The organism is Phascolarctobacterium sp. (assembly GCF_045124115.1).
Taxonomy (GTDB): domain Bacteria; phylum Bacillota; class Negativicutes; order Acidaminococcales; family Acidaminococcaceae; genus Phascolarctobacterium_A.
Map to the genome: position 1 here is coordinate 52,543 of NZ_JBGVLF010000056.1, position 20,093 is coordinate 72,635.

Consider the following 20,093-nt stretch of genomic DNA (forward strand, 5'->3'; position numbering starts at 1 on the left):
CTCAGTAAATCAGTAAATTATTTGTTGGTATAGTGGATAGCCAGCTCTGTCAAAGTAGCTGCTGCTTTCCACAGACATTCTTCATTGAAATCAAAGTGGCGGTTGTGATGGCCTGCAGCAATATGAGTACCATACATCATATACAGTGCTCGACCACCATTTTGTTGTACGCGTTCCATAAAGTAACCGCAGTCTTCGCTGCCACCCATATCCACATATTCGCTAATACCGTCATAATGACATTTAGCTTTCGCCAATTCTGCAACTTCGTGACCAAGTTCTGCATCAGCCAAGCAAGCAGGAGCACCGCCAGCCATGGATACTTCCAAGGTAACATCGTACATATCTGCGCAAGCCTGCAACATACGGCGAGCTTCGCTAACCATAAAGTTGTTAATTTCGGTAGTAGCGCCACGAGTTTCCAACTTCAAAGATGCAATATCGGGCACTACATTACGACCTGTGCCTGCGTTGAGCACGCCTACATTAATGCGGCTAGAGCCTTGGCTGTGACGGGAAATAGTGCTCAAAGAAATTGCAGCCTGTGCCGCCGCCAGTAAAGCATTCTTGCCTTGCTCCGGTGCTGCGCCTGCATGAGCAGATACGCCTTTGAACACCGCATCCAGTTTGGTGGTAGCAAGGAAACCATCGGTCATAGTAACTAGTTCGTTGTCAGCAGTAGCTTTGAAACCGATGTGACCGCCGAATAAATAATCTACATTATCAACAACACCTGCGTTTACCATAGCGTAAGCGCCACGTACACCTTCTTCCGCAGGTTGGAAAATCAATTTAATGGTACCTGCAAGTTCATCCTTATGTTCTGCAATTAGCTTCGCAGCAGCCAAGCCAATGGTTACGTGGCCGTCATGGCCGCAAGCGTGCATTGCATGGAGATGTTGGGAAGCAAAACCTTCCTTAGCAGGACGGTGATCTGCACTGTCATCTTCGTCCACATCGTTGCAGTCCATGTCAAAGCGGAAAGCAACAGTTTTGCCCGGCTTGCCGGTTTTAAGCACTGCCACTACACCGGTCTTACCACCAGCCATTGCTTTAACCAATTCTGCATCCGCACCTTCAGCAATAGCGCGTTCCATATATTTTTCCAATTCAGCAGCGCTGGGCACGCCCATCATAGATTTTTCATCAATAACATCTGCACCAAAAGTAACTGCATAACCCAAACTGCGCAGTTCTTTAATAACCATGGCAGCAGTGCGGAACTCAGTCCAACCTGTTTCCGGATGCGTATGCAGATCTCTGCGGCGTGCTACCATCTCTTCTTTCATAGCTTGTGCTTGTTCCCAAACAGTTGACATATCAAAAACCCCCATTCAAAAAAGTACCGTTTGCTCGCTGTCCACAGGCAGATAGACTTCTCCCTGCGGTTTGTGCCTATTTTTATCAGTAACCCACATTCCGCAGTACGGACAGCTTATGGCAGCAGTTGGCAACGCCCACGCCAGATGCTTGCCACAGGCAGGACAAATAAACTCCACCTGCAACAGTTGCTCTGCTTTTCTTTTCATAGCGCACCTCCTGCATATTTAACAACAACTAATTATAACACAAAAGCCACTGCTAAAACAGCTTGCTCCCTTTTTTTCACAAAATCTTACACAAATTTTGCCAAAAGTATGGTACAATGTAGGATAGAAATCATATTAAGAAAGAGGTGCATTATGTTAAGCGCTCTTGACTTCGAAAAATTGGGCTTTTGGGAGGACACTACTCCTGAAGAAAACATCACCGTCTACGGTATGGATTTTGGCACGAACTACATTATGCTCACTGATGATTTGGGTAAAACTCCTGTCAATGAGAAAAACTTCATCGTTGTAGCTGCCTATGATGATGCGGACTGCTTCCTATGGGGCGTGGAGTTGAAAAATTTTGCCGCACTGAAAAATTTATGTGCACAATATCCCGCAAACTCCGCTGAACTGCTGGAAGCACTGCGAAACTACAAACTGCCTAAAAAATAAGTTTTTAGCATTATAGCATAAAACTTTAGGCAAGCTGTGTTTTTCCTGTGTCATTTACAAAATTGTCATAATGTGTTAGCTCTCACATAAAATATATTTTAAAGGAGATTTTAACTATGAAAAAATTACTCGTACTCTTAACCATGCTCTTTACCTTGGCAAGTGCAACCGTGTGCTTCGCTAGCGATGGTAGCGACCTGAACAAACAACAAAAAGCTGCTACTACTTTCATTGATGCTTTTGACGGTGAGCCTGTTCCCGCTTACACTGCTGTTTCTCCTCTGCTCAGCGCTAAGCTTAATGAAACTTTAGGAGAAAAAGGCTATGATGCTTTGCAAAAAGCGGTAAAAGAAAAATTCGGTAACCTGAAAGAGGCAAAATTCTTCACTTTCCAACGTTTTGACCAAGCAGACCGCGTAATTTATTTGGCATCCTTCTCCAAAGAAAAAAGCGTAGTTATGATTTTCCAATTCGATAAACAAAATAAACTCACCGACTTCGCTTTCAATGCTAATAAACCTGCAGAAAACCAAGAAAAGAAATAATTGATACCTTTTAGCCTCGGATTTGCTCCGAGGCTATTTTTATACTTGAATATCCTTATTATTTCCTATATAATTATGAGAATACAGATAATTTACACAATAGGTACGTACCTATGATGGAAAGGATGAATTTAGTGGAAAGAGAAAGTTTTTCTTCCCGAATCAGTTTTATTTTAATTTCGGCGGGCTGCGCCATCGGGCTTGGCAATGTATGGCGTTTCCCCTTTATTACAGGTCAGTATGGTGGTGCCTCCTTCGTACTCATCTACCTGTGCTTCCTGCTGCTTTTGGGCCTGCCCATTATGGTAGCGGAGTTCGCCGTAGGCCGCGCCAGCGTGCGTAGCGCAGCGTTATCCTTCGACATGCTAGAACCCAAAGGCACCAAATGGCATTGGTATAAATACGGTGCTATTGCCGGCAATGTTATCTTGATGATGTTCTACACCACTGTTTCCGGTTGGATGCTGTACTACCTGTACAAAATGGCTGTAGGCGGTTTTGTAGGCCTCGATGCTAACGGCGTAGCTAATATCTTTGGCAGCCTGTTGGCAGATCCTGTAACCATGGGCGTCAATATGGTGATTATTGTCCTGATGTGCTTCGGTGTTTGCTATCTTGGCATTAAAGACGGTGTCGAGCGCATCACCAAGAACATGATGACCTGCCTGCTCATCCTCATGCTGGTATTGGCAGTAAACTCCATCATGCTGCCTAACAGCGCTGCAGGTCTTAAATATTACTTGTACCCGGACTTTAGTAAAGTTGTAGAGCATGGTATTCAAGAAGTTATCTTCGCTGCTATGGGTCAAGCCTTCTTCACCCTCAGCTTGGGTATCGGTGCTTTGGCTATCTTTGGCAGCTACATTGGCAAGGAACAACGTTTGACAGGCGAAGCTATGTGGATTATGGCGCTGGATACCTTTGTTGCCATTATTTCCGGCCTCATTATCTTCCCTGCCTGCTTCAGCTTTGGCATCACCCCCGGTGGTGGTCCCGGCCTGCTGTTCGTAACTCTGCCCAACGTATTCAACGCTATGGCAGGCGGCCAACTGTGGGGCACCCTGTTCTTCCTCTTTATGCTCTTCGCCGCTATGTCCACGGTTATCGCCGTATTTGAAAATATTACTTCCTGCCTGTGCGATTTAAGCGGCTGGGAGCGCCGTCGCGTTATCCGTTGGTGCATCGTAGGCATTATCGTCCTTTCCTTGCCCTGCGTATTGGGCTTCAACCTGTGGAGCAATATCCAGCCCATGGGCAAAGGCAGCTGCATCCTTGATTTGGAAGACTTTCTCGTAAGTAACAACCTGTTGCCTTTAGGAAGCCTTGTGTACTTGGCTTTCTGCACCAGCCGTTATGGTTGGGGCTGGGATAATTTCATCCGCGAAGCAGACACCGGTAGCGGCGTCCCTTTCCCCAAAGCACTGCGCTTCTACATTACCTACATTCTGCCTTTAATCGTATTGGTAATCTTCGCCAATGGTTATTGGGCACTGTTCAATAAATAATTTTAAACTTTCGCTAAGCAAAAACTAACCCAAACAAAAAGTCCAACGCGTACCAATGCACATCTGCATCCAGCGTTGGACTTATTTTTTACCCTAACAATAGAGATAGCAACACAGGTACTACTAAAGACAGTACCAAACCATTAATAAAGGAGAACATGCCTGCGTGCATCCCCGAGGCACGTATCACAAGAGGCAGCAAAGAATCCATTGTCGCTGCCCCACCGGGAGCAATGCATAATAAAGGATGCACCCGTGCCAACAGCGGAATCAAGATAAAGGAGCCTACTTCCCGCAGCATATTGCTTAAAAAAGCAATAGCGCCTAATTCCGTGCTGTGCATTGTGCTGATAACTACGGAAGAAAGGCTGTACCACCCCAAGCCGCTTGCCACAAGGATAGAGTCGTCTACGGATAAGCCTGTAATAAAATGACTGAGGTAGCCACCACCCAAACTGCCTACCACCGTCGCCGTAGGTAGCGCTATAGCTAGCAGTAAATTCTTTGCCGTACAAATCTTTTTCAACAAATGGCGGTTGGCACCAATCTCAATACCTGCTACCAGCACCATAAAATCAAGGGCAGCCATCAAAATCTCGTCCAGCAAAGGCTTTACTGTAACATCAAACAGCATATAGCCTCCCACTATACCCGCAATAATAGCGCCAAACAATGCGTAAATCATTCTTCTTCCTCCCGTTTAAAATCAGGAGCAAGGATTTTTGCCACCACCATAAACATAGCCATAGTTCCCAAAATCGCACTGCCGCCTAAGACAAGGGACTGTACCCCCAAAGTTTTTATCTGCGCCAACAAACCACTATCACAACCAATCTTCGCCCCCAAGCAAAGCAACATCACAAATAAGCAGCCTGTGGAAATACGGTTCAACCACAGTCTCCATTTATAGTTAAAAACATCAAGCCACCCCAGCACAATGCCTGCTACGATAGCGCCGATGATAATCTCCATGCTCATTCCTCCCTTGCGCACATCCCTATATTATACAACAAAAACAGCCACCGTAGGTGCGATGGCTGTCAAAAAATTTTATCTGTTGTTGATCATTTCCGGATACATATCGTGCATAAAGAGACGCTTTTTCGCCACTGCCTCCCATTCGGTACCAGGTTTGCCATGGTTAGCATACGGATCGATGGACAGACCGCCGCGAGGCAGGAACTTGCCCCATACTTCGATATATTTAGGCTCCAACAGCTTGATCAAGTCCTTCATAATGATATTTACGCAATCTTCATGGAAATCCCCATGATTACGGAAGCTGAACAAATACAGCTTTAAGGACTTGCTTTCTACCAAACGCTCGTCGGGAACGTAGGAGATATAGATGGTAGCAAAATCAGGTTGACCTGTCATGGGGCACAGGCTGGTAAACTCCGGACAGTTAAATTTTACAAAGTAATCATTTCCGGGATGCTTATTAGGGAAGCTTTCCAAAACCTCCGGTGCATAGTCACTTTTATATGTAGTATTTTTATTGCCCAACAGGCTAACGCCCTGTAATTCTTCTTTACTTCTACCGCTAGTCATTGTTTCTTCCTCCTTCGCAAGCACAAAATTTACCTACGCCAACACGCTCCAAAGCACTCACCAGCATCATACCGGCAAAACCGCTGATGCATTGACCTACCAAAAGGGTGGACGCCAAAATCCAATAGGGAATATTTAAAATAGCACTTAACCACAGGGGAACGCCCAAACCGGGGACTAAAGTGATGGCAACCCACACAATCCAGTTGCCACAGCCGTGGCGTTTGCCAAAAGCGATAACCGCCGTGGTAACAATACCTACAACGAAACCGCCCACAATATCAAGAATGCCCAGGCCGCCCATTAAAGTATTGCTCAAGATGTTGGCAACGCCGAAGGGCAACACTAAAAACGGAAACAAGGCGCTTAATCCGTACAGTGCGGTAGCAATGCGGACTTGGTACTGACCAAAAGCGAAACTTTGGGTGCACACCATTACTACCAAATATAAAGCTATACAAATGCCGGCAATGGCTAATTTCTTCGTTGTCAACATTCTTTTTCCTCCTCAACGTACGCCAAAGGATCCTCCAACCCATTGGCACGGAAAGCAGCACGCCTGTCAATGCAGGTGCCGCACTTGCCGCAAGGACGCTCGCCACCGCAGTAGCAGCTCCATGTCAATTCGTAAGGCACGCCTAATTTGGTACCCAATGCTACAATATCCTTCTTGGTCAAATTTACAAAAGGCGCTTCCAAATGCAGCTTATTACCACTGCCCAAGTAAATTGCATTGTTCATCGCTTCGTTGAAAGCTACGCTGCAGTCCGGGTAAGCATTACCTGCAGCATCGTCTGCATGAGGGCCGTAGTAGATAACTTCGCAGCCGTATTCCAAAGCAATGCTGGCTGCAGTAGCAAGGAACAAGCCGTTACGGAAAGGCACGTAGGTGCTGACGGGTTCGCCGCCACGCTCCTGCAATTGCTCCGCATAGGATGCCAAAGGCACATCTTCGTTAGAACCTTGCAGCAAAGAACAGCTACTGTGGGCGAAAATAGGTGCCAAGTCCATCTCCAACAGCTGTACGTGGTAGAAATCTGCCACCTTACGGGCGGACTCCAATTCCTTCACATGCTTTTGCCCATAGCGCATGCTGAGCGCCATAACTTCATCACCATATTTTGCTTTTGCCACAGCCAACGCCGTAGAACTGTCTACGCCGCCGCTTAAAAGAACTAACGCCTTCATTTTTCTCGCTCCTATAAACAAAAAGTTCGCCCACTACAGGCGAACTTACACACAAATCAACGCTACCCTGGGGTAGCAGGCCCGTAGTTTTGTTTAAAGACAGGATGGTTACGAACTGTCTTATTCAATTCCGCTCTATTATACTCCATTTTGCGGTTTTTGTCTAGAGTAGGCAGATTATTTTAGCCATTCGTAGTCTGTTTCCTTAAAGCCAACTAAAACTTTATCGCCGTCGACAACGATGGGGCGTTTTACTAACATACCATTGGTAGACAATAACTGCAGCTGTTCTTCCTCGCTCATGGAAGGCAGCTTATCTTTCAGCTTCAGCTCTTTGTATAAACCACCGCTAGTGTTGAAAAACTTCTTCAAAGGCAAGCCGCTTTTGGCATACCACTCCTTCAGCTCCTCATAACTAGGCTTATCCTCCGCAATGTGGCGCTCCGTGAACTCAATATTATTAGCGACCAACCACTTCTTTGCCTTTTGGCAAGTAGTACATTTAGGGTAGCAAACAAATAACATAGTAAAGACCTCCCAATTATTTTTCAATTAAATCTTCCATAGTATATGCAAAATGGTATCACCAAAGCGATAGTGAAGCAACGAACACTACATTTCTAATCAGCTACCATCATACCATATTTAACAAACCAATCCATCGCAGGAATAACCTGCTCTTGCGGAGCATATTCATAAAGGCCAAACCCCACAAGATTACATTTTTCAGCAATTGCTACCATGCTTTTCTTAAGTTCTTCCAAAGCTACTCCGCCTGCTTCCGGAACAGGAACGTAAGGAAACTCTCTAGGATCCAGTACATCTAAGTCTAAATGAATATAGCAATGCTGTTTTCCTGTTTTCTTCACAGCATCCATAATAGTTTCAGTAAATGTCACACTATCATGGCCAATGTGTAAAATATTCTGCGCTTTTATATACTCTGCTTCTGCAATATCAAAGGCACGACCTCCAATTTGCAGAATCTGATCCGGCTTTAACTTTAGCGGTACGGTTTCGCTTAACGCTTCTCCACAGTCCCCCAACAAGGCGCGTACAGGCATTCCGTAGAAAAGATGCGTTTCAGATTCTTCAGGCGAATTTATATCACCATGAGCATCAAACCACAAAACGCACAAATCACCTTGATAAAGCTGGTTCAAATAAGCTATGGAAGCGACATCAGCATCACATCCACCACCTACGGTAAATAATTTACTTGGGCGTTTCTCCTGCAGAATTTTCCAAGCCTGCATAGTTTGTTTCTTAATGGAAGTTAAGCCTATTATCCCTGCTTCATTAACAAGCGCTTCTTCTTCATCAATCTGCACTTCTTCATAAGCATTTTTCTCAAGATAAAACTTTTTTATTTCCTCTAATCCGACAAGAGTAACTTTATCAGCACCGCCTTGCCACTGTCCATTTAATAAAATCATTTACAATATGCCTCCAATACCTTGTCTTAGTTTCAACATAAAGCTTTTCATTATACAGATAACCCTTATAAATATCTTCAACCTTTATAAAGATATCATAACAGGAAATACCTTTCACATTTTTCTGCTCATGGAATCATTTCTCAATCAAATCTTCCATAGTGCATCCCAAAGTTTTAGCAAGACGGTACAAAGAATCTGCACTTGCCTTATTGATATCCTTATTACGTTGTTCATACAATTGGATGGAACGAAGACTGACTCCGGAGCGTTTGGCCAATTTCGCCTGCGTAATGCCATAAATTGTACGCAGACGTTTTAAATTAGTATCAGCAAAATACTCTTTTACACGCGCATCCATAATATCTGCAAACTTCATTATATCAGCTTCATGTAATGTATAGTACAGCTTCTGTAAATCTGCATAAGACACTGCCTTAAATATTTCGCTATACTTTCTCCCGGAATACCACTGATAAAAAGCCACTGCCCAACCAATCCAATATGCTTGAGAGCGTTCCAAACATTCATGTTGTTCTATCGCAAGTTGCTTTCCCACTGTTTCTGTTACGATTTCAATAACAATGTCTATCCCACTTTTCCCCGCAATGTACGTAGGCTCGCCATTTTCCATTCTTTTGCTAACAGAACTTGCAACAAACATCTTCACAAAATCATTTCCAGAGATATTACAAGTATTAATAGCGTAGTCAAAGGCTTCTCCGAGCGCTGACTGCGCCCTACTTAGATACATTTCTTGGTATGCGCGGATCATCGGCAAATTTCTCCGAATCATAATGAGTCCTCCATTTCTCAGTCTTCGTTCATCGCCGCAATTATATCACCACAGCGATAATTTATCACAACATTAATATAAAACGTCCTATGGAGTCCTTTTAACGCTAAACATTCTACTTTCCCATCTCTTTTTCAAATCTGAAAAAATAGTTTTGTTCTTCAGGAATATTTCCTGCAGTATCACCTTTTTGGTGTGGATCCTTATGCTTGGGATTAAAAAATTCTACAATTTTAAAGCCACAACGGTTAACGTAGAAGTGGATGTTCCTTTTTTCATAATAGGGAGTATGGGTTTCCCATACTTTAGTTTCCGGGTGCAATGCTTCAATAGCTTGCCACATTTTTACACCAATACCAGAGTTTTGCGTATTGGTTTTAACGTACAACAGGTGCAGGGAGTTAAAGCCTGTTTCCCCATCCACAACGATAATAGTACCACCTACGCGCACACCATCCAACTCTGCAAAATACGCCTCAGCCCCTTTACAATTAAAAGAATCTTCAATGTCCTCTCGCGGCAAGATTTTTTCGTCACACGGCCCACATTCTTCCTCAAAAGCTTTTTGAAAAGCTTTCTGAATTTCGGCTATAAAAACATTTTTCTCGTTAGCAGTGGTGATAGGTTTTAAAATTAAATTATTCATACTTTAGCATTCTCCTTACAAAATTGTTTCTCATTAAAGCCAAAAGTATGCTCCTACTCTCTTCCACCCCAATTAATTAAAATCATAGTACTTCACTCCGCAATAAATTAAGATTCTAAACACTGTTACTTTTTCTTCTTAACTTCTTTAGCAACATCTTTAAAGGCTCATCATCCATAGCAAAGCCTTTTTTTAGATACTCTTTTAATATATTCGTTGCCCAGATTCGGAACTGTGTGCCACGTTTGGATTTTACACGATCCCCAACAGGAATAATAACATCAAGGTTATAATAATCTACCTGATATACTTTTCCATCACTAGCAGTTGTTGCAAATTTTGCAACAACTAACTCCCTTTGTAACTCTTCTTCAGAAAAAATATTTTTAATATGCCTTGAAATAGTAGATTTATTACGTTGAAACAACTCTGCCATCTGATCAATAGATAACCAAACAGTTTCCTTATCAAAAGCAGTCTCTATTTTGGTAAGCCCATCTTCTGTTGTATAAATTACTATTTCCCCACGATCGTACATCCGCATTCACCGTCCCATCATGAATTATTCCAAGCTCTAGTTATTCACATTGAATTAGCCGAAAACAAAACCTGTTCGTGGAACATTCCCAAAAATATCAATTTTGTAAGATAAAATTACAAATTCAATCCTTGTAACTATTTGCAAATTTCCATAAATACCTTCTTCGCTATCTGTGACATCTACATATGTTTCTGACTAAAGAATTCATAGTATTAAAACATATTAAAATACTTAGAAAGACTAGTTGTAAAGCGTCTGGAATACACAAAACCCCTAATAAGATTTTTGATGAATATCTAGACAATATTTACACTCCCTGGAGGATTAAAAAGAATGTACACCTTGTTATTGTAACTTTAAGTTATGTAAAATTTTTAAAATTACACAATTCTCGAAGAGCTTGTTTTACATATGGATGTTTTCCATCACATTCATTAATTAAAGATAATAACTTTTTGTTAGCTTTTAAGTTAAACAATCCTGCTAATCCTTCCTTTACGCGATTAGTCTGATTGCTAGATGATACAAAAGATATATCTGCACCACTATCTGGATTCAAAGAATTCTTTTCATATTCACATAGAGCAAGAATTCCTTTAGAAGCAAATGATTTGGTGTGAATTTTTTTACACACTTCTTTTGCTTTCAACTTTACCATGCTCTTTTTCTCTAATAAAGCATTGACTAAATAAACGATAACTTCTGGATAAATAAAATCCTCTATTTCGTTATTTATATTATTTTTCTCAATCTCAGTATTTCCACTATTAGTATGGTTCTGTAGCAAGATTACTTTAACATCAATATGCTTATATGTAATTGAGCGAATCTTACTATAAATCTCTCTACCTTTAGAATCGTTATCAAATACAACTTTAATCTTAGGCTTGTATTGAGTTGTGTTATTATTATAATACGAATCATAAAATTCAAGAAATTTTACAGCATTATCTGCGCCATTAAGCGACTCAATATTAGGACACGGAAACTCAAAAAAATTAAATAATTCGGTAAGATATTTTTTGTCACAGTTTCCTTCTACCAAAAGATTATTTTGATGTAACAATTCGTATGTTACTGGTTCAATTCCTAAATGTAAGCAAATTTTATCATAACCACTTTGATCGTTTATATCGACTAAAAAGGTTTCGATGACATTGATTTTTTTCTTTTTTCGAGTTGAGTATTGCTCATAGTGTTTGGCGTCCAAAAGGAAAACATTACGCATGCTATACTCATTTATAAAAACCTTAGAATGAGTAGTAAAAAACAACTGCATGCTGCTACTTTTTTCATCAAAAAGTTCTTTTAATTTTCGTTGGAGTCCTTCATGTAAATAAACATCTGGCTCATCTATACAAACAACTATACTTTTCTTCCGATTTATACGAGAAAGCATTTCAAAATTCAGCAATATGGTAGCTAGTCGTTGTAACCCCGCCCCTTTATCTAGTACACCGATGCTACCGTTATCATCCAAAGATAAATGCACATCTTCAGATATCAAGTCTCTAAAAGTTTCCGAATTTTTCGGAACAATAAACTCTACTTTCCAATTATCGCAAAAATATTTGAAAGTATTTGAAATATCATTAGCGAAAGTTCCGAGAATTGCACTTAATCCATCGACATAAGTATCATATGCATCTTTCAACGCCTTCTTGGATTGAGAAAAACGTGCCTTGTCATATTCGACATCGATTATACCTTCAGTAATTTTTTCTACCAATTCAGGTATAAATGTATTGATAGATTCTATATAAACAAATTCAATCTGAGCTATAACATTATTTATCTCTTCGATAGTGAGACTGTGTTTGTCTTTTTTCTTTTTACCATCAAATTTATACGAAACGCCACTAAGAGTAAGATCCGGCAACGCCTCTGTATATGCCTTCATATCACGACATATCGTATAATAAATATCAGCTTTATCATCCCAAAAAGTAAGTTCTATCTTTGGGTGGATAGATTGTCCCCCAGTAGCATGTTTTATTTTCGGCATATCAACCTCTGGAGCATAGCTCTCTGGATGGAAAAACAAATTTATTGCTCGTAATGTATTAGTTTTACCAACATTATTTTGTCCACAAAGAGCAACTAAATTCAACTCGTTTGATATAGCCATATCCATTGATAAAATAGACCGATATCTATTGATACAACAATTAACAATGCGTAACATAAAAACTCCTTCATTTTCTAAACACAAACAGATACTCGTGAGCAATGAGCAAGAAATTATACTTCACACTGTTTGTTTTCCAATATCCTGTAGCTTTGCAATTATGCTGTTCCTTTATTATCAGTTCTTTCAGTTTGAAGCCAACATCTTCAAATATACGCATGACATCAAAAGACATTGGAATCATACAGCCTTTTTGACGGGTATCTCCCATAAGAACAGCACAAAACTTGTCTTTTTTCAGAACACGGTAGCTCTCTTGAGCTACTGCTTTCATTTCTTCCAAGAATTCCTTAACTTTAAGGTGAGACAAGTCCTCCTCAATATCCTCGCTATACTGAATAATATTGGCATATGGTGGGTGTGTACAAATTAGATCTATACCATTATCTGGTATGAAATCCAAATGACGAGCATCGCCTTTGCGGATATAAACCTTTCCATCTGCACCTTCGTGTTCAAAATCGACCTTTTCTTTACATCTGTTTAAAGCAACATCGTTGACATCTACACCGATGATATTACGATTGAGCAATTTCGCTTCAACAAGGGTTGTTCCACCGCCGGCAAACTGGTCAAGTACCATGTCTCCCTCTTGGGAATATCTCAATATAATGTTTCGCGGAATATAAGGAGACCAATTACCACGCCATTTAGCATCGTGAGTAGCCCAATCACCACGCTTCGGAAAAGACCAATGCGTAGTCATTTCAAGCTCAAAGTCCTCAGGTTCCCATTTTGTAATTTTATTTGCCATTATTTGAAATCCTCTGCACTAAGCCCAAATCTATTCAAAATGGCATCCATAGAAAGCCACCTACCAGCCTTAGTTGGATAATTGCAATCTTCTTGCCCCCAAATCCATTTATACACCTTAAGAATAGTTTCGACAGGAATGCCTACAGTATCTCTTAGAGGAATTTTTTTAAGCACATAATCGGGTTCATCTCCACAACAAACATGATATAATGCCTCAATAAGCAATACAGCACTTTTGCTATCGTACTCATATTTTTCGGCAATATCATCACTAATCTCTCCGTGACTAATTAACCATAAACTTTCCTCATCTGGATTGTAAATAAAAACCATAAAGTCATCCCGAGAAAGCCTTCCAAAGTTACGCTTTCCTCCCGGTTTGTTTATTGCAATTATCTCCCCTGTAGACAACTGCTCCACTTTGTATAAAAGATATGGTATGTTTAGTAATTTATCCCTAAACGCGTTTTGCTCTTGGTTTTCTATTTCTAATGGTACTAAATTAGCTTTATACTTGAATATCTTGTTTGGCATACAAATTCCTCTCATCTAAAAATTTTGGTGATAATACCATCTTCCAAATCCTTGATGTTATAGATATTCTCCATCACATCAAATGTTTCTTCAAGGTTATGTCGTGCGCTTGTCCATCCTTTTCCATCCGTAAACCACACGAAAGTTAATCCGTCAATTGTATCTGTTTCAAGAGCTAGTGTTTTATAGCTACGCGCCGTTTCATTAAGCTTGCTTCCACCGCTGCCATAAAAATTGGTTTCAATACCATAAATCATATTAGGCATCTTTACAACGAAATCAAAACGCTTTTCCATCTTGCCTTGATTGGAAATGGCAGAAAGATCAATTCCCCATTTTTCAGTAATCTGATGTATGTACATTTCCTTGAAGTAATTTTCACCTTTCACGAAGCCAGCCTTTTTGATGAAGCTCTCCACCAAGTCCTCCATCAGATGCCCTCCTCTGTTTTTACGTCCGTTGGAATCAAGTCCAGTTTCAACACCTGTAACGTAATCAACAAGGTTGTTTATGATATGGTTTGAGAGCAAATCAAACAATCCGGTATGCTCCATAAAGTATGAATACCGTTCATAGTGAGCATCATTATTCTGAGGATATTTTCTAAAATCAAACTGATACAAGTAACCGCCATTCTCGTCTTGGCAGTAAATCTCACTTGCTCTTACCGCCAAAAGCAGAGGAATACATTTCAAAACTTCTGGATATTTCTTAATTAAAACCTCGAAATCTTCTTTAATGTTCTTGGAGCCTATAAGAGAATTTAGTATATTTAGTTCTACCTTTATGCCGTCGACGTTGCGGTGAACTTTTTCAAAATCAATATAGTAGCCGTAGTCTGCAATGCTACCGCGAAAACCAGCTAACCAATTATTAAAATCTCTACACATATTATAACTCCTTAAACTCTACCGTAAACTTGTCCACTGCCTCAATATGCCACACAGCTCGCTTTGACACAAACACACCATCAGGTTGTCTTAGTCCGAAATCTCTATATGCTTTAGAAATACCGCCCACATATCTTCTTTGCGCATCAATTCGATATTCCTTATATGAAGAATCTCCGAACCGAATAGTTATAACAGCAGTATCATCAGAAATACGTTCTTTGATAGCGCGAGGCAAAACCAAAATATATGCTCTTATATCGTTTTCAGTTACTATTCTCTCAACCGTAACTTCTTGGTCACTCACCGTAGCAGATGTTTTTTTCATAACACTGTCAAGAGCCGTTTTGCTAAATACTGGCTTGAATGTAAATCCTATTTCTTTTTCAATACACGAGCCAACAAGCTCCCTCCCATCAACAACAATGATTGGTCTGCTGGGATCTACTTTTTGTGCTTCAACCTTTGCGTTATCAGACACCTTTCCGGTAGTGATGAACATTCCAACACCACTCCTGAAAGACCCCCTTAATGCGCGAATTTTCTCTGGAGATATTGTAGTTTCTGGGGAATATCGCTTTGCCTGTATATAGAATAGTTCGTCAACTGAATTAGACAAACCACCAATCCCCTTCCGAACTGCAGTTAAATCAATCCCACCATCTCCAGACTTCTTCGTTACAAAAACTTCTTCCAAACCTATTCTCTCTAAATACACCTTCAAGAACTCTTCAAATTTATATCCGTCCTCAAAGTAGTTATAGAAGTTATCCACTATTTCTCTATATTCATCTGCTGATAAGTCAATATTTTTTCTCACAGTGTGGTCTCCTTAAAAATTGCTGATAAGAAGTTCTTTTATTTTTCCCCTTGCCGCACTATTACTGTTGATCATGCGCGTAGCTTCAACACGTTTAATTTTGTGCGTGGAATAGATATTATCAAAGAAATTATCATTTATATTAGAGTTTTTGGGGTCAGAATTACTAACAACAACTTTTGCTCCCTTGCGATGCATATCGTCCACAAACTTGGCAAGTTCAATCTGTTCCTCGTCATTGAACAGATTCTCTGTGTAAGCTGTAAAACTTGCAGTATCGGTAATCGGTCGATATGGAGGATCAAAATACACAAAAGTATCCTCGTCAATAAAATTGGCAGCCTCCCTGTAATCTCCACAAACAATCGTTACACTTTGTAGTTTTTCAGACACCGCCCGTAGATTATCTTCATCACATATCGTAGGATTCTTATAAGAACCCATAGGTACATTAAACAAACCCTTTTTGTTGACACGATACAAACCATTAAAGCAGGTTTTATTGAGAAAAATCATAAGTGCTGCTTTTTCGATGTTGATAGTTTCATCTCCATTTACTTTCAAATCATTAAACCGCGCTCTCTTTGCGAAATAATATATTTTGCGATTTTCTGTATCCATCGGAACAAATTCGTTTTGCATAACTCTCAGCATATCAATCAGTACATTAACATCATCTCTGATAATACGATATGTGTTTATAAGTTCTGCGTTTATATCGCTTATATAGACAGACTCAAGATTATATTTGCTTAAAATATCAAAAAGAACAGCACCACCACCAACGAAAGGCTCAGCGTACTTAGTAATCTTCTTGGATTCAAATGGATAGTATTTTTCAATTTCCGAAAGTAACTGACCCTTGCCACCAGCCCATTTCAAAAAAGGCTTTATTTTCTTTCCGTCATTCTTTGAATAACGAATGCTTCTTGCGTCAATAGGCTTTTCTGCAGTCGTAGGAATAATCCACATATTACCAATCATTGTAGCATTTCCTATCCTGCTTTCAGAGCAAAGCACGGCAACTCGTCTTTGGGAAATCCCCCACTTATCAGCAGCGTCTCTTGCAGACATAAATTCCATATGAACCTCCAGAATACAATATATTTACACTTATATAATATTCTAAATCTCGAATAATAGCAATACCATTTTGAGAGACATCTTCTGAATTTTTTTGAACAGCTTGTAGAATTGTCCATAATGTCTATTTCGCTTACTCGGGCCTCTGTTTGTTATAAGCTCTCACTAAATAATAACACTCTTCTATAGTCACAATACATCTATGAAACATAAAGAGTGCGATTAACATTTAAGTAATATCAAAGATATTATAAGTGCAAACATTAAAAATCATGACTCCACTTCCAACTGCATCTGTATGTGAGGAATGCCATCTTCTAAAAACTCTTCAGACGTTTGGCGGAAACCGATTTTTTCATACAGCTCTCTTGCATATACCTGTGCTTCGATAGTTATCCTTTCCGCATGAAACGCTTCCTTTGCTACAGCTATTGCAACATTGACAATTTTACTACCAAGTCCGCAACGACGTTTTACCGCAATAACACGCCCCAAGGATACATCTGGAAACGTGCACCCTTTGGGCAAAACTCTTGCATACGCCTGAATGCCTTCTTCATCCTGCATCCACAGGTGAATTGCATCCTTATCAGCAGCATCAACTTCCTGATAAGGACATTTTTGCTCAACCACAAAAACGGCTACACGAAGTTTATAAATATCATACAATTCTTCTGCGCTCAACTCCGCAAAACGCTTTACAACTAGCTCCATTATTCTACTCTCTCCACCAGAACTACATTCTCTACATGATGAGAATACGGGAACATATCCACCGGTTGTACTAATACTGCCTTATACCCCATGGTCTCCAACAACGCCAAGTCACGTGCCAAAGTAGAAGGATTGCAGGAAACATAAACGATACGTTGGGGTGCAACCCCAGCCATAGCGCGCAGCACGCGCTCTTCACAGCCTGCACGCGGCGGATCCACAACAATCACGTCAGGACGCACGCCGCTGTCCAACAGCTTAGGCAGCTCCACTGCCGCATCACCAAGGATGAACTCCGCATTTTTAGCCTTGTTTTCTTCCGCATTTTTCTTAGCATTTTCAATGGCAGGCGCAACAATCTCGATGCCATAAACCTTCTTGGCATGACGTGCCAAATACAGGGAAATCGTACCCGTACCACAGTATACGTCCACTACAGTTTCATTGCCACTGAGGGCAGCAAACTCCAACGCCTTGTTATACAACTTTTCTGCTTGCTCGCTATTAACCTGGAAGAAGCTTTGTGCAGAAATATTAAAGCTCAACGCTCCCAAACTGTCCTTAATCTTGTCATCGCCATACAGCACACGGGTCTTGTTGCCCATGATGATGTTAGTCGGTTTCTTGTTAATATTCTGCACTACGCTTACCAAGCCCGGTACATACTTCGTCAGCCATTCCACCAGCTCCTTGCGGTGGGGAATATCATAGGCACTAGTAATCAATACAGCCATCACTTCGCCCGTATGCACGCCCACACGTGCCATAACATGACGCACCAAGCCCTTACCAGTCTTTTCATCATAAGCACTAATGCCAAAACGCTTCATCCATTTGCGCACAGTCAAAAGCACTTGATTATTGGCTTCCTTTTGAATCATGCAGCCATCCGTATCCACTACGCTATGGGTAGCAGTTGCATAGCAACCAATCTGCAACACGCCTTCGGCGTTCATAGCTGCAGGGAACTGCATTTTATTACGATAGTTCCAAGGATTTGCTGCCCCCAAAACAGGCTGCACCTCCACATCCAAATGACCGATGCGTGTCAACGCATCCTGTACCTGTTGGCGTTTGCATTCCAGTTGTCCCTTATAGCTTAAATGCTGCAGTTGACAGCCACCGCATTGAGCATATACAGGACACAAAGGCTCCACACGCTCCGGAGATGCTGCAATAATCTCCAACAGTTTACCCACTGCGTAACTTTTCTTCACCAACGTAATGACAACCTGAACCTTCTCCCCGGGCAGTGCTCCCTGTACAAACACAGTAAAGCCTTCGTATTTACCAACGCCTTCACCACTGGAACCCAAACCACTAATAGTCAATTCAATATTATCACCCTGTTTAACAGGAACTACAAATTTCATCTAAATACACTCCTTCGCCACTCAATCAATTATTTCTATAATAATGTGGTGATAATCACATTATTCTTTATAAAAGTGTGAGTATCATCACACTTTTATGTATATTTCTGTGATACTTATCACATTTTTATTATAAGCTCCGCCTATTTAAACCGCAAGTTACTTTTTTACAGAACATTTTTGAGGAAACAAACTTCTAAAAAATTCATTTTCTCATAATTCCAAACTATTTTCCTTTAGCAAAAAGTCAAATATGCTCATAGTAGTTATTCCATTTTCATCGCAAGTAACTTTTACAACATCCTTTACTACAATTATTTTCTTGAACGAATCGTCAAGTTTTAACAGCGATGCTTTTTCTTGAACCAGCTTTGCTTCATCAGGCATACTAAATGCAGATTGAATATAGTAACGTTTACTCCCTAAGTTCGCTACAAAATCAATCTCCAATTGCTTTCTTCCCATTTTACCATCTTCAGTAAGTACACGCGTATCGATGATACCTATATCAACAGCATATCCCCTACTTCGCAATTCATTATAAATAATATTTTCCATTAAATGGTTTTCTTCCACTTGGCGAAACCCCAATCTAGCGTTACGCAAGCCAATATCTTCAAAATAATATTTAACAGGAGTACCAATATATTTTCTTCCCTTAACATTGTAACGCAAAGTTTTATTGATAACAAAAGCATCTTCTAGGTACTCTATATACTGTCTAATAGTATTCATGCTTACAGTAGACTTTAATACACTTTTAAATGTAGCTTCAATCTTAGGGGGATTTGTTAAAGATCCTATGGAAGAAGCTAAAATATCAATCAAATTTTCCATCTCCTGGGTCTTCGATATTCCATACCTATCAACAATATCCCGTAAGTAAGTGGTAGAAAAAAGACTTTGTAAATAATTGACCTTCTGTTCCTCAGTCTTCATCAATGCAACCAAAGGTAATCCACCATATACTATGTAATCAGCCCATGCATGGTACATATCACCATTATACCCTTCTAGGTACTCTTTAAATGTCAAAGGATAAATATGTACTTCATCACCACGTCCTCGAAACTCAGTTAAGATATCTTTAGACAAAAATCTAGAATTACTTCCGGTAACGTAAACATCAACATTGTTACGATGCAATAAGGTATTGAGAACCTCTTCAAAGTCTTCCAACATTTGCACTTCATCTAAAATGATGTAGTACATGTCTTTATCCACTATCTTGCTATCTATATACTCAAGCAGCATATCAGCACTTCTATACTGCTTATTCTGCCTAATATCAAAAGCCATTGAAATAATATGCTCAGAGCTTACTCCAAGCCCTTGCAAATACTTGCTAAAAATATTAAACAACAAGTAGGACTTGCCACAACGTCTAATTCCTGTAACAACCTTTATCAGGCCGTTATGCATACGATTAACGAGCTTCTGTAAATACTGCTCACGTTTAAATTCCATCCACTGCACCTCCCATTGAATATTTTAGGCAATTTTACCACTTTTATTCAATGCTATTATATATCAATGTGCTTT

23 protein-coding genes and 1 pseudogene are annotated in these 20,093 nt (G+C 40.3%); 3 read left to right on the forward strand and 21 right to left on the reverse strand.

Translation table 11 applies throughout. The features are described from left to right. Positions 1–17 precede the first annotated feature (17 nt). Together ACJMM4_RS08510 and ACJMM4_RS08515 are read right to left on the reverse strand one after the other, a co-directional pair. Positions 18–1,319 carry an amidohydrolase gene (locus ACJMM4_RS08510; RefSeq protein ID WP_405378717.1) on the reverse strand — a complete coding sequence of 434 codons (1,302 nt, stop codon included), beginning with the start codon at positions 1,317–1,319 and terminating at the stop codon, positions 18–20. Positions 1,320–1,334: 15 nt separating this feature from the next. Beyond that, entirely contained in the window at positions 1,335–1,529 is a 195-nt protein-coding gene (locus tag ACJMM4_RS08515) for a hypothetical protein (RefSeq protein WP_405378715.1), read from the reverse strand. Positions 1,530–1,682: 153 nt separating this feature from the next. On the opposite strand from ACJMM4_RS08515, the gene ACJMM4_RS08520 reads away from it, so the two are divergent. The 3 genes from ACJMM4_RS08520 to ACJMM4_RS08530 all read left to right on the forward strand — a co-directional run bounded on the left by ACJMM4_RS08520 (position 1,683) and on the right by ACJMM4_RS08530 (position 4,035). Beyond that, the gene (locus tag ACJMM4_RS08520; protein WP_405378713.1) at positions 1,683–1,985 is read left to right on the forward strand and encodes a hypothetical protein; all 303 of its coding nucleotides are present in this window, start codon (positions 1,683–1,685) and stop codon (positions 1,983–1,985) included. 116 nt (positions 1,986–2,101) lie between these two features. Then, positions 2,102–2,530, forward strand: a complete 429-nt coding sequence (locus ACJMM4_RS08525) for a DUF3887 domain-containing protein (RefSeq protein WP_405384009.1) — start codon at positions 2,102–2,104, stop codon at positions 2,528–2,530. 134 nt (positions 2,531–2,664) lie between these two features. Further along, positions 2,665–4,035, forward strand: coding sequence for a sodium-dependent transporter (locus tag ACJMM4_RS08530; RefSeq protein ID WP_405384011.1), 1,371 nt, complete (start codon positions 2,665–2,667; stop codon positions 4,033–4,035). 88 nt (positions 4,036–4,123) lie between these two features. On the opposite strand, the gene ACJMM4_RS08535 is transcribed toward ACJMM4_RS08530, so the two are convergent. The 19 genes and pseudogenes from ACJMM4_RS08535 to ACJMM4_RS08625 form a co-directional block, all read right to left on the reverse strand. After that, complete coding sequence (locus tag ACJMM4_RS08535; RefSeq protein WP_405384013.1) at positions 4,124–4,720, reverse strand: lysine exporter LysO family protein; 597 nt, start codon at positions 4,718–4,720, stop codon at positions 4,124–4,126. Next, positions 4,717–5,007 carry a LysO family transporter gene (locus ACJMM4_RS08540; protein WP_405384015.1) on the reverse strand — a complete coding sequence of 97 codons (291 nt, stop codon included), beginning with the start codon at positions 5,005–5,007 and terminating at the stop codon, positions 4,717–4,719. The genes ACJMM4_RS08535 and ACJMM4_RS08540 overlap by 4 nt, the downstream gene beginning before the upstream one ends. Before the next feature lie 78 nt (positions 5,008–5,085). Next, positions 5,086–5,586: a preQ(1) synthase gene (gene queF / locus ACJMM4_RS08545; RefSeq protein ID WP_405384017.1), complete on the reverse strand. Its 501-nt coding sequence runs from the start codon at positions 5,584–5,586 to the stop codon at positions 5,086–5,088. Next, a complete protein-coding gene (locus ACJMM4_RS08550; protein WP_405384019.1) occupies positions 5,579–6,082 on the reverse strand; it encodes a QueT transporter family protein in 504 nt (167 codons plus the stop codon). The genes queF and ACJMM4_RS08550 overlap by 8 nt, the downstream gene beginning before the upstream one ends. Then, complete coding sequence (queC, locus tag ACJMM4_RS08555) at positions 6,076–6,774, reverse strand: 7-cyano-7-deazaguanine synthase QueC (protein WP_405384021.1); 699 nt, start codon at positions 6,772–6,774, stop codon at positions 6,076–6,078. The genes ACJMM4_RS08550 and queC overlap by 7 nt, the downstream gene beginning before the upstream one ends. A 177-nt stretch (positions 6,775–6,951) precedes the next feature. Beyond that, positions 6,952–7,299: an arsenate reductase family protein gene (locus ACJMM4_RS08560; protein WP_405384023.1), complete on the reverse strand. Its 348-nt coding sequence runs from the start codon at positions 7,297–7,299 to the stop codon at positions 6,952–6,954. Between the two features lie 95 nt (positions 7,300–7,394). Beyond that, positions 7,395–8,210: an arginase family protein gene (locus ACJMM4_RS08565; RefSeq protein WP_405384024.1), complete on the reverse strand. Its 816-nt coding sequence runs from the start codon at positions 8,208–8,210 to the stop codon at positions 7,395–7,397. A gap of 136 nt (positions 8,211–8,346) precedes the next feature. Beyond that, the gene (locus ACJMM4_RS08570; protein ID WP_405384026.1) at positions 8,347–9,006 is read right to left on the reverse strand and encodes a helix-turn-helix domain-containing protein; all 660 of its coding nucleotides are present in this window, start codon (positions 9,004–9,006) and stop codon (positions 8,347–8,349) included. A gap of 115 nt (positions 9,007–9,121) precedes the next feature. Next, on the reverse strand, positions 9,122–9,652 hold the full coding sequence (locus tag ACJMM4_RS08575; protein ID WP_405384028.1) for a GNAT family N-acetyltransferase: 531 nt from the start codon (positions 9,650–9,652) through the stop codon (positions 9,122–9,124). Between the two features lie 151 nt (positions 9,653–9,803). Further along, positions 9,804–10,190, reverse strand: a pseudogene (locus ACJMM4_RS08580) (virulence RhuM family protein); the annotation flags it as partial. Between the two features lie 364 nt (positions 10,191–10,554). Then, complete coding sequence (locus tag ACJMM4_RS08585) at positions 10,555–12,378, reverse strand: ATP-dependent nuclease (protein ID WP_405384030.1); 1,824 nt, start codon at positions 12,376–12,378, stop codon at positions 10,555–10,557. A gap of 10 nt (positions 12,379–12,388) precedes the next feature. Continuing rightward, entirely contained in the window at positions 12,389–13,135 is a 747-nt protein-coding gene (locus ACJMM4_RS08590) for a TRM11 family SAM-dependent methyltransferase (RefSeq protein WP_405384032.1), read from the reverse strand. Beyond that, complete coding sequence (locus ACJMM4_RS08595; RefSeq protein WP_405384034.1) at positions 13,135–13,671, reverse strand: glutamyl-tRNA amidotransferase; 537 nt, start codon at positions 13,669–13,671, stop codon at positions 13,135–13,137. The genes ACJMM4_RS08590 and ACJMM4_RS08595 overlap by 1 nt, the downstream gene beginning before the upstream one ends. 11 nt (positions 13,672–13,682) lie before the next feature. Beyond that, positions 13,683–14,561 (reverse strand): type II restriction endonuclease, encoded by an 879-nt coding sequence (locus ACJMM4_RS08600; RefSeq protein ID WP_405384036.1) that lies wholly within the window; start codon positions 14,559–14,561, stop codon positions 13,683–13,685. Position 14,562: 1 nt separating this feature from the next. Beyond that, positions 14,563–15,381 carry a restriction endonuclease gene (locus ACJMM4_RS08605; protein WP_405384038.1) on the reverse strand — a complete coding sequence of 273 codons (819 nt, stop codon included), beginning with the start codon at positions 15,379–15,381 and terminating at the stop codon, positions 14,563–14,565. A 12-nt stretch (positions 15,382–15,393) separates the two neighbouring features. Beyond that, positions 15,394–16,464, reverse strand: a complete 1,071-nt coding sequence (locus tag ACJMM4_RS08610) for a DNA adenine methylase (RefSeq protein WP_405384040.1) — start codon at positions 16,462–16,464, stop codon at positions 15,394–15,396. A gap of 270 nt (positions 16,465–16,734) precedes the next feature. After that, the gene (locus ACJMM4_RS08615; RefSeq protein WP_405384042.1) at positions 16,735–17,178 is read right to left on the reverse strand and encodes a GNAT family N-acetyltransferase; all 444 of its coding nucleotides are present in this window, start codon (positions 17,176–17,178) and stop codon (positions 16,735–16,737) included. After that, on the reverse strand, positions 17,178–18,551 hold the full coding sequence (rlmD, locus tag ACJMM4_RS08620) for a 23S rRNA (uracil(1939)-C(5))-methyltransferase RlmD (RefSeq protein WP_405384044.1): 1,374 nt from the start codon (positions 18,549–18,551) through the stop codon (positions 17,178–17,180). Before rlmD ends, ACJMM4_RS08615 begins: the two co-directional genes overlap by 1 nt. A gap of 213 nt (positions 18,552–18,764) precedes the next feature. Then, positions 18,765–20,018: an ATP-binding protein gene (locus ACJMM4_RS08625; RefSeq protein WP_405384046.1), complete on the reverse strand. Its 1,254-nt coding sequence runs from the start codon at positions 20,016–20,018 to the stop codon at positions 18,765–18,767. Between the last annotated feature and the right edge of the window lie 75 nt (positions 20,019–20,093).

What these genes read in the sequence shown, in the direction of transcription:
- rlmD (WP_405384044.1), bottom strand. Translation starts at nt 18,551, where the DNA reads ATGAAATTTGTAGTTCCTGTTAAACAGGGTGATAATATTGAATTGACT.
- ACJMM4_RS08600 (WP_405384036.1), bottom strand. Translation starts at nt 14,561, where the DNA reads ATGTGTAGAGATTTTAATAATTGGTTAGCTGGTTTTCGCGGTAGCATT.
- ACJMM4_RS08585 (WP_405384030.1), bottom strand. Translation starts at nt 12,378, where the DNA reads ATGTTACGCATTGTTAATTGTTGTATCAATAGATATCGGTCTATTTTA.
- ACJMM4_RS08565 (WP_405384024.1), bottom strand. Translation starts at nt 8,210, where the DNA reads ATGATTTTATTAAATGGACAGTGGCAAGGCGGTGCTGATAAAGTTACT.
- ACJMM4_RS08510 (WP_405378717.1), bottom strand. Translation starts at nt 1,319, where the DNA reads ATGTCAACTGTTTGGGAACAAGCACAAGCTATGAAAGAAGAGATGGTA.
- ACJMM4_RS08625 (WP_405384046.1), bottom strand. Translation starts at nt 20,018, where the DNA reads ATGGAATTTAAACGTGAGCAGTATTTACAGAAGCTCGTTAATCGTATG.
- ACJMM4_RS08520 (WP_405378713.1), top strand. Translation starts at nt 1,683, where the DNA reads ATGTTAAGCGCTCTTGACTTCGAAAAATTGGGCTTTTGGGAGGACACT.
- ACJMM4_RS08540 (WP_405384015.1), bottom strand. Translation starts at nt 5,007, where the DNA reads ATGGAGATTATCATCGGCGCTATCGTAGCAGGCATTGTGCTGGGGTGG.
- ACJMM4_RS08550 (WP_405384019.1), bottom strand. Translation starts at nt 6,082, where the DNA reads ATGTTGACAACGAAGAAATTAGCCATTGCCGGCATTTGTATAGCTTTA.
- ACJMM4_RS08515 (WP_405378715.1), bottom strand. Translation starts at nt 1,529, where the DNA reads ATGAAAAGAAAAGCAGAGCAACTGTTGCAGGTGGAGTTTATTTGTCCT.
- ACJMM4_RS08610 (WP_405384040.1), bottom strand. Translation starts at nt 16,464, where the DNA reads ATGGAATTTATGTCTGCAAGAGACGCTGCTGATAAGTGGGGGATTTCC.
- ACJMM4_RS08595 (WP_405384034.1), bottom strand. Translation starts at nt 13,671, where the DNA reads ATGCCAAACAAGATATTCAAGTATAAAGCTAATTTAGTACCATTAGAA.
- ACJMM4_RS08535 (WP_405384013.1), bottom strand. Translation starts at nt 4,720, where the DNA reads ATGATTTACGCATTGTTTGGCGCTATTATTGCGGGTATAGTGGGAGGC.
- ACJMM4_RS08525 (WP_405384009.1), top strand. Translation starts at nt 2,102, where the DNA reads ATGAAAAAATTACTCGTACTCTTAACCATGCTCTTTACCTTGGCAAGT.
- queF (WP_405384017.1), bottom strand. Translation starts at nt 5,586, where the DNA reads ATGACTAGCGGTAGAAGTAAAGAAGAATTACAGGGCGTTAGCCTGTTG.
- ACJMM4_RS08590 (WP_405384032.1), bottom strand. Translation starts at nt 13,135, where the DNA reads ATGGCAAATAAAATTACAAAATGGGAACCTGAGGACTTTGAGCTTGAA.
- ACJMM4_RS08575 (WP_405384028.1), bottom strand. Translation starts at nt 9,652, where the DNA reads ATGAATAATTTAATTTTAAAACCTATCACCACTGCTAACGAGAAAAAT.
- ACJMM4_RS08570 (WP_405384026.1), bottom strand. Translation starts at nt 9,006, where the DNA reads ATGATTCGGAGAAATTTGCCGATGATCCGCGCATACCAAGAAATGTAT.
- ACJMM4_RS08615 (WP_405384042.1), bottom strand. Translation starts at nt 17,178, where the DNA reads ATGGAGCTAGTTGTAAAGCGTTTTGCGGAGTTGAGCGCAGAAGAATTG.
- queC (WP_405384021.1), bottom strand. Translation starts at nt 6,774, where the DNA reads ATGAAGGCGTTAGTTCTTTTAAGCGGCGGCGTAGACAGTTCTACGGCG.
- ACJMM4_RS08560 (WP_405384023.1), bottom strand. Translation starts at nt 7,299, where the DNA reads ATGTTATTTGTTTGCTACCCTAAATGTACTACTTGCCAAAAGGCAAAG.